Source organism: Salinarchaeum chitinilyticum, from assembly GCF_055390775.1.
This window is the reverse complement of record NZ_AP043888.1, coordinates 1,623,890-1,638,223: the sequence shown is the minus strand read 5'-3', so window position 1 is coordinate 1,638,223 and position 14,334 is coordinate 1,623,890. Positions and strand designations below refer to the sequence as shown.

The following is a 14,334-nucleotide window of genomic DNA, read 5'->3' as shown; positions in this document are numbered from 1 at the left end:
AGGGTCGTTGATGACGTCTGAGCGACCGACCGGGCATGGTAGCGAAACGATCGAATGAATTTGAGTGGTACTATTCGAATTGCTCTTACTTACGCTCAGAGGTATTCCTTTGCTCGCCGTTCAATTTCATCGAGATGAGCGACTGATTCACGTGCAACGGACCCGATTCTTCTAGCACGGCATGCCCGCCCTTCTGACAGACAGATGCGATACACCTTCCACCCACTCGGCTCCTCCTTCACCCCGACGCCGACAGCGGCCCCACAGTGCGGACAGTCCCGATCGTCCAGTCGTCGCACCAACACGCCACTGCTTCGCTCCGGCTTCGGATTTCAACCTGTGGCCCCAGTAGATATTTGAAGCTAATCGACAAATCATCGGAACATGGCATACGACGGGCCGGAGATCTTTCTCGCGCCGTACGGGAACGACGCGGCGCTCGAGAACTTCGAGAACACCGTCGTCGAGGGGATCCCTTCCGAGCGGATCGCGAAACTGAGCGACGACGTGCCAGCGGATGGCGACGTCGTTCGACTGTGGGGAACAAAGTCGACGCTCGACGGCACTTGGAGTGACGTCGATCCCGACGACTATCTCCTCTTCTACCGGGACGGAAGCTACACCCACTCGACGAGAGTTCTCGGCACTGAGCTCAACGAAGCACTCGGCCGCGAGATATGGCCGAACTTCGACGACGAACCGTGGAGCCGGATCATCTACCTCGACGCACCGAACGAGATCGACGTCTCGTCTGCGGAGGTCCACGACCTCGCGGGCTACGACCGCGAGTTCCCGATGGGATTCAGCCCGCTCAACGAACTCGGCGTCGGTGGGATCAGGGGCCGCTACGGGTCGGTCGCAGCGTTCGCGGAGGGCGAGGAATCCGCTCAGCAAACACTTCCAGACGTGGCAGAGACCGAGGATACTGCTATCGACGTTCACTCTGCCCCGGAGATCGATCTCGACGCCGACATCCTCGACGGCCTCTACTTCCCCGACGATCGCGCCGAGGAGATCCTCGATCAGGTCGCGTCGGCGTTCGACAGCGGAAAGCACGTCATCTTCACCGGTCCGCCCGGAACGGGGAAGACCGAACTCGCCCGACGTGTATGCTCCGAGATGGTGGCTGCGAACCCTGGCATCTACTCGGGCCAGCAGATCACCACCGCCACCGCCGATTGGTCGACGTTCGAGACCGTCGGCGGCTACATGCCGACCGAGACCGACGGCGAGAACCTTTCCTTCGAGCCGGGCCAGGTCCTCCGCCGGTTCAAGCAGGACGGACGGCAGGAGAACGAACTCCTCGTCATCGACGAGATCAACCGGGCGGACATCGACAAGGCGTTCGGCCAGTTGTTCACGCTGCTCTCGGGGCAGTCGGTCCAGCTTCCGTACCGCAGAGGCGGCGAGGAGATCGTCATCCAACCAGCCTCCACGACCGATGGAGCGCCGGCACCGCACGAGTACGTGATGCCCGATTCCTGGCGGCTCATCGCAACGATGAACACCTACGACAAGACGTCGCTCTACGAACTCTCCTACGCGTTCATGCGCCGATTCTCCTTCGTCCACGTCGACGCGCCGACGATCCCCGAGGATCGGGCTGACCGCATCGAACTCCTCCGCGAGTACACCGACGGCTGGGATCTCGACCCGAGCGAAGAGACGCTCGACGCAGTCTCGGAGGTATGGCGCGTCCTGAACGGCGGTCGCGTCGATCGGAAGATCGGCCCAGCGATCGTTCAGGACATCATCCGCGGCGTCGAGCACGGCCCCCACCGCGACCAGCGAACCGCGGTAACTGCAGCCGTCGGGAACTACGTGCTTCCACAACTGGAGGGTGCTCCGCGAAGAGAAGCGATCGTCAACAGGCTCTCCCGGATCGAAGCGATCGATCGCCCGCGACTCGCCGCCCTCTCGCGGGACGTACTCCAGGTCGAGATCGATGGATAGGGAGGCGCTCATCGACTCGGTGTCGGAGGACCTGTTCGCGTACGTGATGGGTGGCTCGATGCCGGAGGACCACGTCGCCGCGCAGATCAAACCGAACGGGCTCGACGAACGGTTCGAGGACTTCGACTCACTCGTCGACCTCCACTTCGTCCTGCGGCCAGACGTGGTCGAGTTCGTCGAGTCCCTCTCTCACCGGATCCGGAGCATCAAGACCCAGACCAAGAACGTCACGACGGCGAGTCGGGGCGAGATATCCGGCCGCATCGACTGGGAGTCGACGATGACGACGCGGGCATCGAGCGCCCCCGGCGATCGGTCGCTGTTCGTCTGTGACACCCGCCACGAGAGCTACGACATCGACGAGAACGTCGTGCTCAAGCGGCTCCTCTCGCTAATCTACACGACGCTGGAGGAATCGGAGGCGTATCTCCGTGCCGAGTACGACTGGGTCACGGACCGCTGGCAGGAGAACCTCGAACTCGTCGATCGGATGCGGGACCTCTTCGAACGGAACGTCCACGTCACGCGAATTCGAGAGCCCGAAGGATACGAGCCGACCGATCGGATGCTCCTGCGTGCGGAGACGGCCCGGAACGAAATCTACCGGGACGCGGCGTCGCTGCTTCGTGACCATCGAGCGAGCCGCCGCGGCGACGTCGACGCGATTCGGAATCTCCTCGAAGAGACGACGATTACGCCCGACGACGAGGAGACGCTGTTCGAGCTGTACGTCCTCTTTCAGTACGTTGGCGCGATCGAAGATCATCAGGACGGCGATGCGAGGGTCGCGACGATCGAGACCGATCGACAGGAGGTCGCGCGGATCGAGAGCGAGGACGGCTCCGACGTCGTGCTCTATCACGACAACTCCGCGCGAGATCGAAACCTCTCCTTCGTCCGTGCGCCGATCGAGAAAACCGATGCCGAACTCACTCGCTCCGAGCGCGTCCGGCGAGAGTCCCGTCGGGTGCTCGATCGGTACTTCGAAGACGACGAGTTCCACCTACACACGAACCGTCCCGACGTCATCGTCCTCGAGATCCAACGCGACGATCGGTACGAGTATCTGGTGACGGAGGTCAAACACTCGACGCGAGCGGAGACGATTCACGAGGGCGTCACGGAGACGCTCGAGTATCTGGCCTTCCTTCGAAAGGACGAACAGCTGGTCTTCGAAGAGGGATCGCCATTTGGTTCGGGGTGGAACGGCGTGCTAGTGGTGCAGGACATCGATGGCCGCTCGACTGCGCCGATGAACGATCAGGAGACGATCCGCATCCTGCAGGCGTCGGAGCTCTCGGATTCGATTCCGGAGGTGCTCGAAGAAGTGCTGTGAGTGAAACCGAATACTGGCGGTGACAGTTCACTCCGCTCGCTTCCGAACCGTCTCCAGCACCGCCGGCACCAGCTCCTCTGCTAGCGGCGAAAGTTCGTACACACGACTGTTACCGTCGTGGAACTTCCCGACGAGCCCGGCTTCCTCGAGCCTGTTCAGATGATGGTAGAGGTCGTTCTGCCGCCTGTCCAGCAACGTCGCGAGTTCGCCACTCGGTAGCTGTCCCTCCTCTGCGAGCAGGTAGAGCAACGTAAATCGCGTCCGCTCGCCCATCGCGTCGAGTCGCTGGACTTCGCGCTCCAGGTCCAGCGTCTCACCGAGTAGCTCCGATTCGACGCGTTCGATGCCCGGGGGCGTGGAATCGGCCGTCACTTCCCGTTCGCTCATACGCAACGGTTTGCCTCCACGGCAAAGAGATTAACGGATATTAAGACAGACAACAGATAGTACGTACGTATTTCAGCGATACCGCGGCGATTGCTCTCCGATGGCTGCGCTGGAGCGCTACCAGGGACGGTCGATCGAGTCGATCATCTCCGAGTCGATACCCAGAGCATCGATCGAGGACGAATTCGTCTTTCTCATGGGTCCGTACCGACAGCTCGATCCCTCGTATCTGTATCCAGCCGATCGATATCCGCTTCCACCAGACCCACTCGCACCGAAGCAGGACGACGTGGCACCGGACGTGGTCGAACGAACGCTCCAGCGAGTCGCCGAACGAGTATCGAACGCCTCGGGAGTAACGGCGTTCATCGCGACCGATATCGACCATCCGACCCGACAGACGGTGGCAATCGAAGATCTCGACGAACCGGGAATGCCCGTCATCGACCAGTCGATTGCTTTTGCACGCGCGAGTGACGGTTGCGCTTTCGTCTTCACGAAGGCAGGGTTCACGACTGGGACGGGCGCTGAAGCGGATGCGATTCCCGAGCACTTTCGCTTGCGAAGCGCCGATGATCGCCGGCGAGATCCCCGGTGTTTTTGTTGCTTCATGGAAGCCCGACGGAGCGGATCTGCCGAGAACTACGTCTTCGAGTACGAATTCACAAGCGCGTCGATCGACGAAATGGACGACGCGTACGGTCTCCGACATCGTCCGTTCGTCGATCGCGACCACCTCGTCGACGGCCTCGTGCAGTTCGCGGAATCGTACGTGGTACCGCTGGCTCGCTGATCCTCCGAACCCACCAGCCGCTCACCACCTGCTTCCCACATTCTGACTCCCCACAACCAACACTTATTGTGCAAACGGACGAACTGTTTGCACATGGCACACGCCCCCGAATCGATCGAGCAGTACGTCTGTGCAGCCTGTCAGACGATGCACGCCGGCACGCCGGTCCACGAATCCGGTGGCACGCACAGCTGGGATCCGCCCGCGGTTTGTGGCGCCTGCGGCGACGACGAGCTGGTCCCGGTCGACGAGTGGACGCACCATCACGAGTAGGCCGACGGCTGTCCCGTCGGGAACGCCGTCGCAGGCCCCTCCCGCCCGATCAGGCCACCGAATCGCGTCCGTCGCTCCGGTCCTGTTCCCCGCGGCCGAATCGCCCGCCGAGGTGGCCGCCGATCGCTCCGAGGCCGCCGCCGATCGCGACGAGGAAGGTCACCACGAGCAACGCGCCCGCGACGACCACGAGCGCCGGCCCGGCCTCCCCGATCGCGAGCAGCCCCGACGTGACGCCGCCGCCGACGAACACGAGGACGACGATCGCGGGTACCGTCGACAGCGCGCCAGCGACCGCGCCGACGCTGGTCTCGCGATCGGACGTGGGGCTCTCGAGGTAGCCCGCGACGAACCCGCCCAGGGCCTGCGAGCCCGGGAGAAACGCCAGGACGACCGCGACGAGCGCACCGAGCACCGCGTTCGCGCCGTAATGGCTGACCGGCTCGCCCGCCGCGGCGCGGCTGTGGGTGCGCCGGCGCAGGAGGACGTACGCGATCCCGGCGACGGCCAGGATCGCGCCGGTCGCGATCAGGCCAGCGGCGCTCCAGTTCCCGAGGGCCTGCACCACGTCGACCGTTTCGGGGTCCGAGAGCCCCTCGATCTGGACGTTCTCGTTGGCGACGGCCTCGCGGATCTCCGAGCGGTCGACGACGGAGTACAGCGCCGCGCCGCCGAGCACCGAGGCCAGCCCGACGATCACGAGGACCGTGCCGACGAGCCAGTCGACGAGCTCGGGAATCGGGCGGTCCGCTGACGGAACCGCGTCCGACGTGTCGGACGTCGCTGCTGATGAGGAGGGCATCGTATCAGTGGTCTTCGTTCCGAACTCGCTTGTAACTGCTGGAGCGACGCCACAGCGTGCTGGACCGATGCAACAGCGTGCTGAATTGATGCAGCAACGGGCTGACAGATCGCTACAGCGAGCGGGCGTGCGAATCGTGGAACGAGACTGCCGTGCACCGGTTTCGAGCGCCAGAAACTTGCCTCGCTCGCGGAATGCGATCGGCCAGCCCTAGCCCTCCCAGGTCAGCGCCGTCGCCGCCCAGGTGTAGCCGGTACCGGCCGCGAGGAAGAGCAGAACGTCGCCGGGATCGAGCAGCCCGGCGTCGAGCGCCTCGTCGACGGCCAGCAGCTGGTCGACGCTCTGGACGTGGCCGTACTGATCGAGGTAGTAGCCGTCAGCTTCGGGGTCGACGCCTAGCTCTTCGAGCAGCGTCTCGTGGAACGACCGCTTCATGTGCGTGACCGCGACGAAGTCCAGGTCCGCTCGATCGAACCCCGATCGCTCCAGGGCCTCGTCGGCCACGTCGAGGTAGTTCGGCAACGAGACGGGCGCGAGTCGCTCCTTCATCCCCTCCTGGTCGGGGACGTCGAGGGTGTGCCGACCGGCTTCCACGCTCTCGTGGGAGGGCGGTTCGACGGAGCCTCCGGCGGGCACGATCACGTCCCGCGAGAAGGAGCCGTCCGTGATCGCGGCGGAGTGGTGGACCGTGGCGCGGGTGCGATAGGCAGCGAGCTCGGTTTCGAGGACGGCCGCCGACGCGCCGGAGCCGAAGTTGAACATGAACGAGGACCGCTCGTTGGCGTAGTCGACGAGGTCCTCCTCGCGGCTCGCGCTCACGAGCAGGGCGGTGTCGATCGGCTCGGCGAGCAGCTGTGCGCGGGCCTGTCGCAGCGCGATCGGTGCGCCGGCACACAGCGAGTAGGATTCCGTCGCGTAGGCTTCGCTCGCGCCGAGGCGCTCGGCCACGTCCGCGGCGGCGCTCCAGACGACGTAGTCCTTGAACTCGCTGCCGTGGAACAGGACGAGGTCGACGTCGGTGGGTTCGACGCCAGCGTCCGCCAGCGCGCGTTCGCCCGCTTTCACGCACATGTCGCTGACGTGATCGCCGTCGGATCCATCACCCGAATCCCGCGGGCAGACGCGCTTCTCCCGGAGGCCCATCTTCTCGACCACGACCTCTTCGGGGATCCCACTCGCCTCCGCAATCTCGGCACCGGTGACGATCTCGTCGGGCACGTAGACGCCGTAGCCGGTGATGCCGACCGCCGTCGCGGTCCCGCCGCCAGCGCCGCTGGTCACTTGCTCTCACCCGGACCGCCGCCGCGGTAGCGCTGGAGTCGCTCGGGGAGGCGCTCGGCGACCGTCCCGCCGAGGCGCTCCCGGAGCGTCCCCAGGATGCCGTTCGGCACGTAGAGCACGAAGAGGATGAACACGATCCCCACGTACAGCGGCCCGCGCCCGTCGATCAGGAGGTTGATCGCCTCCAGGACGGTCGCGTCGCCGACGCCGGCCTCCAGCACCGAGCCGGGGAGGTTCTCCCGGAGATAGCGCGCGAGTCCGTCGCTCTCCGTCGAGAGGATGCCCTCGAGGACATCCTGGAAGAGCACGCCGTAGAGCGCGCCGGCGAGGGTGCCGAAGCCGCCGATGATCGCCGCCAGCAGCGCGTCGGCGGTCACGAACAGGTCGAAGCTGTTCGAGGGTGCGGCGTTCCGGCGATACGCCGCGATCAGCCCGCCGGCGATCGCCGCGAAGAAGGCGCTGATCGCGAACGCACCCATCTTGTAGTAGAACGTGTTGAAGCCGATCGCCTCGGCGCGCTCCTCGTTCTCGCGGATGGCGACCATCACCTGGCCGAACGGCGAGTGGACGATCCGCTGCATCGCGAAGTAACACAGCATGACGACCACGCCGATCGCCCAGAAGGAGACGTCGGCGTCCGTGAACTCCAGGCCGGTCCCCAGGACGTTCTGGTAGCTGTCTCCGACGATCCGGCCCACGTCGACGCTGAACACCCCTGGAATTCCGATCGAGAACCCGCCGTCGTGGGAGACTCCCGTTCGGGGGTTCGAGCCCACGTAGTCCCAGTTCCGGATGAACACGTGGGCGACCTCCGCGAACCCGAGCGTGATCATCGCGAAGTAGACGCCGGTGAGCCGGAAGGAGACGGCACCGACGAGCAGCGCCGCCACTGCCGCGAGCAGCCCACCGACCACCAGCAGGACCACCAGCGGCGTCCCATCCGGAAGCAACGGCACCTTCCCGTTCGCGACGAGCACGACGAAGTACGCGCCGATGCCGTAGAACATCGCGTGCCCGAAGGAGAGGTAGCCGGTGTAGCCCGAGACGAAGTCGAAGCTCATCGCGAACAGGCCGACGCAGAGCACCAGCACCATCGTGTCCGGATCCGGGAAGAAGACGTCGAGCTCGGTGCCCAGCGGCGACGCCATCAGCTGCGTGTAGAGCAGCGGGTAGATCGCGAAGAACGCGATCACGGCGAGGTGGACGCTGTGGTCGGCGATGATCCGTCGGAGCGTCCCTGCAGGACCGCCGTCCTCGCCACCGCCGCCGTCGCTGGCGTCGCCGTCCTCGTCACCGCCGCTTGCGTCCCCGCGACCGGGCTCGGGCGAACCGCCGTCACGCAGCGCGATCTTTTCGGACCGCTGTGGGTCCCCGTCCGTTCGGCGCGGATCGGTGGGGCTAATGGCCACCCACCTCCGCGATGCCGAAGAGCCCCTTCGGACGCACGACCAGCACGAGCACGAGCACGAGGAACATCACCAGCTCGGGCAGGCCGGCGAAGTCGACGTGGTTGACGAACAGCCAGGACATCACCGCGTCGACGAAGCCGACGATCGCCGCGGCGACGACGGTCCCCTTGAACGAGCCGAGTCCGCCGATGATCACGACCACGAACGCGATCAGCAGCGTCTCGACGCCCAGCGGAACGCTCGCGCCGTAGCGAGGGTCCCACATCAACAGGACGCCCGCCAGTGCGGCGAGCCCGGCACCGACGCCGAACACGACGGTGAAGGAGCGATGGACGTCGATGCCCAGCGCCTGGGCCATCTCGCCGTCCTCCGACCCGGCACGGATGTAGAGCCCGTAGCGCGTGCGGGTGAGGAACCACCACGTCGCGATCACGACGAGGACCCCAACGAGCGCCTCGAACTGGTAGATCCCCTGCGTCGAGACGCCGGCGATCTCGTGGAAGCCGAGGATCTCGGGCCGGGTTCCCTCCGCCGCCGACCAGTCGACGTTGGGCTGGATCTCCCGGAGTTCGAGGACGATCCGGACGACCTCCTCGATGACCAGGACGAGCCCGAAGGTCAGCAGGATCTGGAAGAGCGGCGGCCTGTCGTAGATCGGGCGGACGAGCCCGACCTCCAGCGCCGCGCCCAGCCCGGTGACGATCGCGAACACGAGCGCCATCGTCAGGAAGAAGAAGACGATCGTCAGCAGGTCGCCCGTCGCGGAGCCGACGAACGTCAGCATGAGCGCGCCGCCGAGGTACGCCCCGATCATCGTCAGGGAGCCGTGGGCGAAGTTGAGCACGCCCATCAGCCCGAAGATCAGCGAGAGCCCGGCGGCGATGGTGACGTAGAGACCGAACTTCGAGATGCCGTTCAGGAAGATCCCCAGCAGCGTCTGGAGGTCGGCCAGGTCGGTGAGGATCTCGCCGATCGACGCGATCGGGAGCGCGTCGAACGAAGCAAGCAATGCACCCGTCATGCCGTCAGATACCTCCGGAGGCGTTCGTCCTCCAGCGACGCGTCGGCGGAGTCGCCCTCCGCGACGACCTCGCCGTGGTCGAGGACGTAGAAGCGGTCGGTCAGCTCCAGCGCCATCGGGACGTTCTGCTCGACGAGCACGAGCGTCCGGTCGTCGGGCAGGTCCGCGAGGGCCTCGACGACCTCCTCGACGATCAGTGGCGCGAGCCCCTCGCTGGGCTCGTCGACGAGCAACACGTCGTTGTCGCCGACGAGCGCCCGCGCGATCGCGAGCATCTGCTGTTGCCCACCGCTGAGGCTCCCCGCCTCGTGCTCCCGGAGGTCCTCGAGATCGGGGAACCGATCGAAGGCCAACCGCATCCGCTCGCCGAGGTCGGCGTCGGCGGGGGTCGCCGCCCGAATATTCTCCGCGACGGTCAGGTGGCCGAACATCCGGCGCTCTTCGGGCACCCAGCCCACCCCGCGCCGCGCGACCTCGTGGGTCGGGAGGCCGGTGACGTCCTCGCCGTGGAGCCGGACGGTCCCCGAGCGCGGCGGCGTGAGCTGCAGGATCGAGCGCAGCGTCGTCGTCTTCCCGACGCCGTTGCGTCCCAGCAGCGCGACGTTCTCGCCCTCCTCGACGGTCAGCGAGACGCCCTGCAGGACGTGGCTCTGGCCGTAGTACGTGTGGACGTCCTCGAGTTCGAGGACAGTCACGGGGAGCTCACCCCATCGTCGCTGGTCGACCTCTCGTCGTCACTGGACGACGCATCGCCACTCTCCTGGGAATCGGCGTCCTCGTCTCCATCCCCACCCTCGTAGCCGCCGAGGTACGCCCGCTGGACGGCCGGATCGGCCCGGACGGCCGCGGGCTCGTCGTCGGCGATCAGCTCGCCCTGGTGGAGCACCGCGATCCGGTCGCTGACGTCCATCACGACGTCCATGTTGTGCTCGACCAGCAGGATCGCGTGGTCGGCGGCCACGTCGTCGATCAGCGAGACGATCCGGTCGATGCCGTCCCGCGAGACGCCCGCCGTCGGCTCGTCGAGCAGGAGGACGTCGGGGTCGCCCGCGAGCGCGATCGCGACCTCGAGGTGGCGCTTCTGGCCGTGGGAGAGCGTGTCCGCGACGACGTCGGCCTCGTCGGCGAGGTCGACCCGTTCGAGGATCCGCCGGGCCTCCGCCTCGTACTCCTCGAACGCACCGACGTTTCGCCAGAGCCGCCAGCTGTCCGCCCCGCCGTGGGCCTGGGCGGCGATCCTGACGTTCTCCAGCACCGTCGATGCCGGGAAGACGTTCGTGATCTGGTAGGAACGGTGGATCCCCAGCCGGGCGGTTTCGTCGGGCGAGGCATCCGTAATGTCCTGCCAGCCGGCGTCGGTGGCGGCGCGCTGGCTATCCGCTCCCGCCGTCGCCGTGCCGCCGTCGGTCACGGCCTGGTGCTGTACGCTGTCGCCAGTGGGCCGGTACTCGACGGTCCCCTCGGTTGGCGCCAGCGTCCCGGTCAGGAGGTTGAAGAAGGTCGTCTTGCCGGCGCCGTTGGGGCCGATCAGCGAGCAGCACTCGTCGGCGGCGAGCTCGAAGTCGACCGCGTCGACGGCGGTCAGCCCGCCGAAGCGCTTGGTCAGGCCCCGCGTTCGCAGCAGCGACATTACAGCGAGCAGCCCATGTCCTCGTGGTCGGCGGGCAGCGTGACCTCGTCGGCGCCGACGGTCTCGAGGGGCTCGCCGGGCATGATCGAGGCGTCCCAGTCGTCGGCCCACTCGTCGGTGGTCGGGACCGGGTAAGCAACGGTCATCGAGGAGCGCGCCTGGTTGTTGTACTCCTGGTAGGTGTAGCCGTCCTCGCCCTTGGGCGTGTCCGAGACGGTCATCCCGCGCATCGCCTCGGCGATATCGGTGCCGGTCGTCGAGCCCGATTCGACCACGCCCTGGTGGATCGAGGAGGCGGCCGTGAACGTCCCCGAGGTGAACAGGTCCGGGAGCGTCCCGTAGACGTTGGAATAGTTCTCGACGAACCAGTCGTTGATCTCGTTGTCGTACTGGTTCCAGTGGTAGCGGGTGGTGAAGGGCCCCAGCTCCGCCTCGCGGATCGACTCGGCGGTCACTTCGTCGAGGGTGTTCGAGACGACTTCGCCGACGGCGCTGGCGGTGATGCGGGTCGCGAAGCCGCCGAACAGCCGCAGGTCGTAGCCACCGGCGAGCCCCGTGCCGAGGAACGCCGGCAGCGTCTGGACGGTGAACCCGCCGATGACGGCGTCGGCGTCGGCTTCGACGGCGTTCTCGAAGTGCCCCTCGAACTCGGAGTACTGCTGGGGAACGAAGTCCGTCCCGACGACCTCGATGCCGTTGGCCTCGAGCACCGAGGTGTAGTTCGCCGCGACGGCCTGCCCGAAGCTGTAGTCCGCGGCCATGATGTACACGCGCTCGACGTCGGTCTCCTGGGCGACGTACCGGCCGCCGCTCCGGGCGTCCATCGCGGTGTTCTCGTTGGCGCGGAAGATGTGCTCGCCGCAGTAGTCGGCGCTGCTCGTGATGTCCGCCGCGGCCGCCGGTCCGACGACCATCGGCGTGTCACCGGGTTTGGCGACGCTGCTGATGACCTGCCGGGCCGAGCCCGAACTCGCGGTGCCGAAGAGGATGTCCACCTCCCGTTCCTGGACGAGCGTCGTCGCGACGGACTGGGCCTGGTCGGGCAGGAACTCCGTGTTCTCGACGTAGAGCTCGTAGGTGGTGTCGTCGACCTCGACGGTCACCTCCCCGGCGCTTTCCACCATCTCCGGCTCGGAATCGGCCTTGTAGGCCAGTCCCGAGAGGAACCCCCAGAGGCTCTGGAGCCCGTAGTACTGGACCCCGCCGGTCATCGGCTGCATCACGCCGATCGAGACGGTCCCCTCGACGGAGCCGTCGCCACCGCCGTCGCCCGCCAGACAGCCTGCGAGCCCGAAGGTCGTGGCTGCGGCAGCGCCCCCCGCTGCCTTGAGTACGTCCCGCCGATTGTGATCTCGTGCCATGCTAGTAGTGTTCTAGGACATATAGCGCCAAAGCAGGGGAGGTTGATATCTCAACCCCGGCGGCCTGGCGGTCCGGTTTCCCGCGGACTGGCCGTCGCAGCGCGGGATGCGCAGGTGGCCCCGAACCGCGCCGGATCGCACTGGATCGCGCCACGTTCGCCGGCTCACTCGTAGGTCAGGGTCATTCCGCCGTCGAACAGCAGATCGCCGCCGTTGAGGTGCGTCGCAAGGTGGGAGAAGCCCAGCACGAAGAGGTTCGCGACCTCCGCCGGCGTCATCATCTCCTTCGTGCGGGCCTGCCCAAGCATGACGTCTTCGACTACCTCCTCGACGGAGATGCCGCGGCGTTCGGCCGTGTCTTCGAGCTGGTTCGTCACGAGCGGCGTCTCGACGTAGCCCGTGCTGACCGAGAACGAGCGGAGGTCGCCCTCGCCCTCCGCAGCGATCGACTGGGTCAGCCCGCGGATCCCGAACTTGACGGCGTTGTAGGCGACCTTGTCCGCCGTGACGTAGTGGCCGTGGACGGAGGCCATGTTGCCGACGCAGCCGTCGTTGGCCTCGAGGTCGTCCCAGAGTTCACGGGTCAGGAGGAACGGCGCCCGGAGCATCACCGCCTGGATGCGGTCGTAGGCGTCCGTGGGGAACTCGCCGATCGGCGCGACGTGCTGGAGGCCGGCGACGTTCGCGAGGAAGGTGACGTCGCCGAGATTCCGGGCGGCACTCGCGATGGCCTGAATTTCGTCCTCTTCCTGGAGGTCCGCTTCGAAGGGCTCGATCGCGTCGGCTGGCTCGCCGATCTCGCTCGGGGGGTCGCCGATCGCCTCCGCGCGTTCGACGGTCCCGGCGAGCCCCGCCGCGTCGACGTCCGTCGCGAGGACGGAGAGCCCGTTCACCGCGGCCGCGAGCGCGGTCGCGCGCCCGATGCCAGAGGCAGCGCCGGTGACGACGGCCACCCGGTCCCGGGCGAACCGCTCGTCGTCGATCTCGTGGACGTCCTCGCGCTCCAGGGTGGGCGGCGCGACCTCGTTGCTCATGGTGGACTAGACGACGGGACGGACCGTCACAGGGCGGGTTGACATGCGAACCCGCGGTCCACAGAATGCCGAAGGAACGTCCGCTCGCAATGCGTCGTATTATCGCACGCGCTGGGACGACCCCTCCAGCGTATCGAGCGCGTTCACGACCCGCCGGAGCACCTTGCGCTCGCCGCGTCGGAGGTTCTTCGAGACGGCGGTGTCGGAGACGTCGAACTCGTCGGCGAGCGTCTGGAGCGTGGCGTCCCGGGGCTGTTCGAAGTAGCCCGCCTCCGCGGCGACGGCGAGCGTCCGGCGTTCGGTCTCGGAGAGGTCCCGACAGCCTTCGAGGAGCTCCGCGGCGGCGTTGGCGTTGTCCAGCAGGTCGAAGGTGTCGTCGAGGGCGAGCACGTCCCGGGATTCGACGGAGAACTCGTTGTTCCGATCGAGTTCGGAGAGGGCGTCGCTGGCCACCCGCTCGTCGTCGAAGCCGACCTCCCAGGTCTCCGAGCCGTCGGCGATCCGGAACGGACCGGTAATGTAGCCGTCGTTGGCCCGGATGACGCCCATCGCGTCGGTCTCCTCGATCACCGTCCGGATGAACGCCGTGTCCCCGCGCTTGCGGAAGAGGTCGCACTGGTTCATTCCGGGATGGGACTGCAGCGCGTCGAGTCCGGTCTCCAGCGTGGGCTGGGAGCTCCCCTCCACCACGAGCCGGGTCTCGAGCTCTCGTGCGCCCTCGTCGAACTCCCAGTGGACGGCGGCGAAGGAGACCTCGTGGTCGTCCGTGGTGGCGATGAACGGGCAGTCGTACTGCTCCATGTCCATCGTGAGGTCGATCATGAACGATTCGTATGGAATGGGTGTGCTTAACGTTGGCGCAGGGATCGGGTTCGGAGATGGTAGTAGATGGTCTGAGATGGTGGGGGCCCTCTAGAGTCTGACTGAACCGATGAAACGTGCGTACTGAACACAGTGTGCAAGTCATGCTGACGGGCACGGCGGTGTTAGCACGGGTTGAATCTCGAGACCGAAATGTCATCCTCCCCCGATGCTTTATCAACTCGGCACGCGA

The 14,334-nt window shown here is 66.4% G+C and carries 14 protein-coding genes; 4 read left to right on the top strand and 10 right to left on the bottom strand.

The window, feature by feature from the left end; all coding sequences use genetic code 11:
- The first annotated feature begins 384 nt into the window (after positions 1 to 384).
- Both ACZ5KP_RS07995 and ACZ5KP_RS07990 read left to right on the top strand, forming a co-directional pair.
- Positions 385 to 1,953 carry an AAA family ATPase gene (locus ACZ5KP_RS07995; RefSeq protein WP_460922719.1) on the top strand — a complete coding sequence of 523 codons (1,569 nt, stop codon included), beginning with the start codon at positions 385 to 387 and terminating at the stop codon, positions 1,951 to 1,953.
- On the top strand, positions 1,946 to 3,289 hold the full coding sequence (locus tag ACZ5KP_RS07990; protein ID WP_460922722.1) for a hypothetical protein: 1,344 nt from the start codon (positions 1,946 to 1,948) through the stop codon (positions 3,287 to 3,289). The genes ACZ5KP_RS07995 and ACZ5KP_RS07990 overlap by 8 nt, the downstream gene beginning before the upstream one ends.
- Before the next feature lie 27 nt (positions 3,290 to 3,316).
- Here the strand turns inward: ACZ5KP_RS07990 and ACZ5KP_RS07985 are convergent, their stop codons facing one another.
- Positions 3,317 to 3,676: an ArsR/SmtB family transcription factor gene (locus tag ACZ5KP_RS07985; protein ID WP_460922725.1), complete on the bottom strand. Its 360-nt coding sequence runs from the start codon at positions 3,674 to 3,676 to the stop codon at positions 3,317 to 3,319.
- 100 nt (positions 3,677 to 3,776) lie between these two features.
- Between ACZ5KP_RS07985 and ACZ5KP_RS07980 the strand changes: the two genes are divergently transcribed.
- Both ACZ5KP_RS07980 and ACZ5KP_RS07975 read left to right on the top strand, forming a co-directional pair.
- Positions 3,777 to 4,469 carry a DUF7509 family protein gene (locus ACZ5KP_RS07980; protein WP_460922728.1) on the top strand — a complete coding sequence of 231 codons (693 nt, stop codon included), beginning with the start codon at positions 3,777 to 3,779 and terminating at the stop codon, positions 4,467 to 4,469.
- 93 nt (positions 4,470 to 4,562) lie between these two features.
- Positions 4,563 to 4,742, top strand: coding sequence for a hypothetical protein (locus ACZ5KP_RS07975; protein ID WP_460922731.1), 180 nt, complete (start codon positions 4,563 to 4,565; stop codon positions 4,740 to 4,742).
- A gap of 49 nt (positions 4,743 to 4,791) precedes the next feature.
- Here ACZ5KP_RS07975 and ACZ5KP_RS07970 read toward each other — a convergent pair whose 3' ends face one another.
- From ACZ5KP_RS07970 to ACZ5KP_RS07930, 9 genes are all read right to left on the bottom strand, one after another.
- Positions 4,792 to 5,544 carry a DUF5518 domain-containing protein gene (locus ACZ5KP_RS07970; RefSeq protein ID WP_460922733.1) on the bottom strand — a complete coding sequence of 251 codons (753 nt, stop codon included), beginning with the start codon at positions 5,542 to 5,544 and terminating at the stop codon, positions 4,792 to 4,794.
- Positions 5,545 to 5,754: 210 nt separating this feature from the next.
- On the bottom strand, positions 5,755 to 6,825 hold the full coding sequence (locus ACZ5KP_RS07965) for a 3-oxoacyl-ACP synthase (RefSeq protein WP_460922736.1): 1,071 nt from the start codon (positions 6,823 to 6,825) through the stop codon (positions 5,755 to 5,757).
- On the bottom strand, positions 6,822 to 8,234 hold the full coding sequence (locus ACZ5KP_RS07960; protein ID WP_460922739.1) for a branched-chain amino acid ABC transporter permease: 1,413 nt from the start codon (positions 8,232 to 8,234) through the stop codon (positions 6,822 to 6,824). The genes ACZ5KP_RS07965 and ACZ5KP_RS07960 overlap by 4 nt, the downstream gene beginning before the upstream one ends.
- Positions 8,224 to 9,255: a branched-chain amino acid ABC transporter permease gene (locus ACZ5KP_RS07955; RefSeq protein ID WP_460922742.1), complete on the bottom strand. Its 1,032-nt coding sequence runs from the start codon at positions 9,253 to 9,255 to the stop codon at positions 8,224 to 8,226. The genes ACZ5KP_RS07960 and ACZ5KP_RS07955 overlap by 11 nt, the downstream gene beginning before the upstream one ends.
- Positions 9,252 to 9,950 carry an ABC transporter ATP-binding protein gene (locus tag ACZ5KP_RS07950; RefSeq protein WP_460922745.1) on the bottom strand — a complete coding sequence of 233 codons (699 nt, stop codon included), beginning with the start codon at positions 9,948 to 9,950 and terminating at the stop codon, positions 9,252 to 9,254. The genes ACZ5KP_RS07955 and ACZ5KP_RS07950 overlap by 4 nt, the downstream gene beginning before the upstream one ends.
- The gene (locus ACZ5KP_RS07945; RefSeq protein WP_460922748.1) at positions 9,947 to 10,885 is read right to left on the bottom strand and encodes an ABC transporter ATP-binding protein; all 939 of its coding nucleotides are present in this window, start codon (positions 10,883 to 10,885) and stop codon (positions 9,947 to 9,949) included. The genes ACZ5KP_RS07950 and ACZ5KP_RS07945 overlap by 4 nt, the downstream gene beginning before the upstream one ends.
- A complete protein-coding gene (locus tag ACZ5KP_RS07940) occupies positions 10,885 to 12,246 on the bottom strand; it encodes an ABC transporter substrate-binding protein (RefSeq protein ID WP_460922751.1) in 1,362 nt (453 codons plus the stop codon). The genes ACZ5KP_RS07945 and ACZ5KP_RS07940 overlap by 1 nt, the downstream gene beginning before the upstream one ends.
- A gap of 164 nt (positions 12,247 to 12,410) precedes the next feature.
- A complete protein-coding gene (locus ACZ5KP_RS07935) occupies positions 12,411 to 13,280 on the bottom strand; it encodes an SDR family NAD(P)-dependent oxidoreductase (RefSeq protein ID WP_460922754.1) in 870 nt (289 codons plus the stop codon).
- Positions 13,281 to 13,379: 99 nt separating this feature from the next.
- Positions 13,380 to 14,102, bottom strand: coding sequence for a helix-turn-helix domain-containing protein (locus ACZ5KP_RS07930; RefSeq protein WP_460922756.1), 723 nt, complete (start codon positions 14,100 to 14,102; stop codon positions 13,380 to 13,382).
- Between the last annotated feature and the right edge of the window lie 232 nt (positions 14,103 to 14,334).

Excerpts from the sequence above, each read along its gene's own strand:
- ACZ5KP_RS07945 (WP_460922748.1), bottom strand. The coding sequence starts at position 10,885 with ATGTCGCTGCTGCGAACGCGGGGCCTGACCAAGCGCTTCGGCGGGCTG.
- ACZ5KP_RS07990 (WP_460922722.1), top strand. The coding sequence starts at position 1,946 with ATGGATAGGGAGGCGCTCATCGACTCGGTGTCGGAGGACCTGTTCGCG.
- ACZ5KP_RS07985 (WP_460922725.1), bottom strand. The coding sequence starts at position 3,676 with ATGAGCGAACGGGAAGTGACGGCCGATTCCACGCCCCCGGGCATCGAA.
- ACZ5KP_RS07980 (WP_460922728.1), top strand. The coding sequence starts at position 3,777 with ATGGCTGCGCTGGAGCGCTACCAGGGACGGTCGATCGAGTCGATCATC.
- ACZ5KP_RS07975 (WP_460922731.1), top strand. The coding sequence starts at position 4,563 with ATGGCACACGCCCCCGAATCGATCGAGCAGTACGTCTGTGCAGCCTGT.
- ACZ5KP_RS07955 (WP_460922742.1), bottom strand. The coding sequence starts at position 9,255 with ATGACGGGTGCATTGCTTGCTTCGTTCGACGCGCTCCCGATCGCGTCG.
- ACZ5KP_RS07995 (WP_460922719.1), top strand. The coding sequence starts at position 385 with ATGGCATACGACGGGCCGGAGATCTTTCTCGCGCCGTACGGGAACGAC.
- ACZ5KP_RS07970 (WP_460922733.1), bottom strand. The coding sequence starts at position 5,544 with ATGCCCTCCTCATCAGCAGCGACGTCCGACACGTCGGACGCGGTTCCG.
- ACZ5KP_RS07940 (WP_460922751.1), bottom strand. The coding sequence starts at position 12,246 with ATGGCACGAGATCACAATCGGCGGGACGTACTCAAGGCAGCGGGGGGC.
- ACZ5KP_RS07930 (WP_460922756.1), bottom strand. The coding sequence starts at position 14,102 with ATGATCGACCTCACGATGGACATGGAGCAGTACGACTGCCCGTTCATC.
- ACZ5KP_RS07935 (WP_460922754.1), bottom strand. The coding sequence starts at position 13,280 with ATGAGCAACGAGGTCGCGCCGCCCACCCTGGAGCGCGAGGACGTCCAC.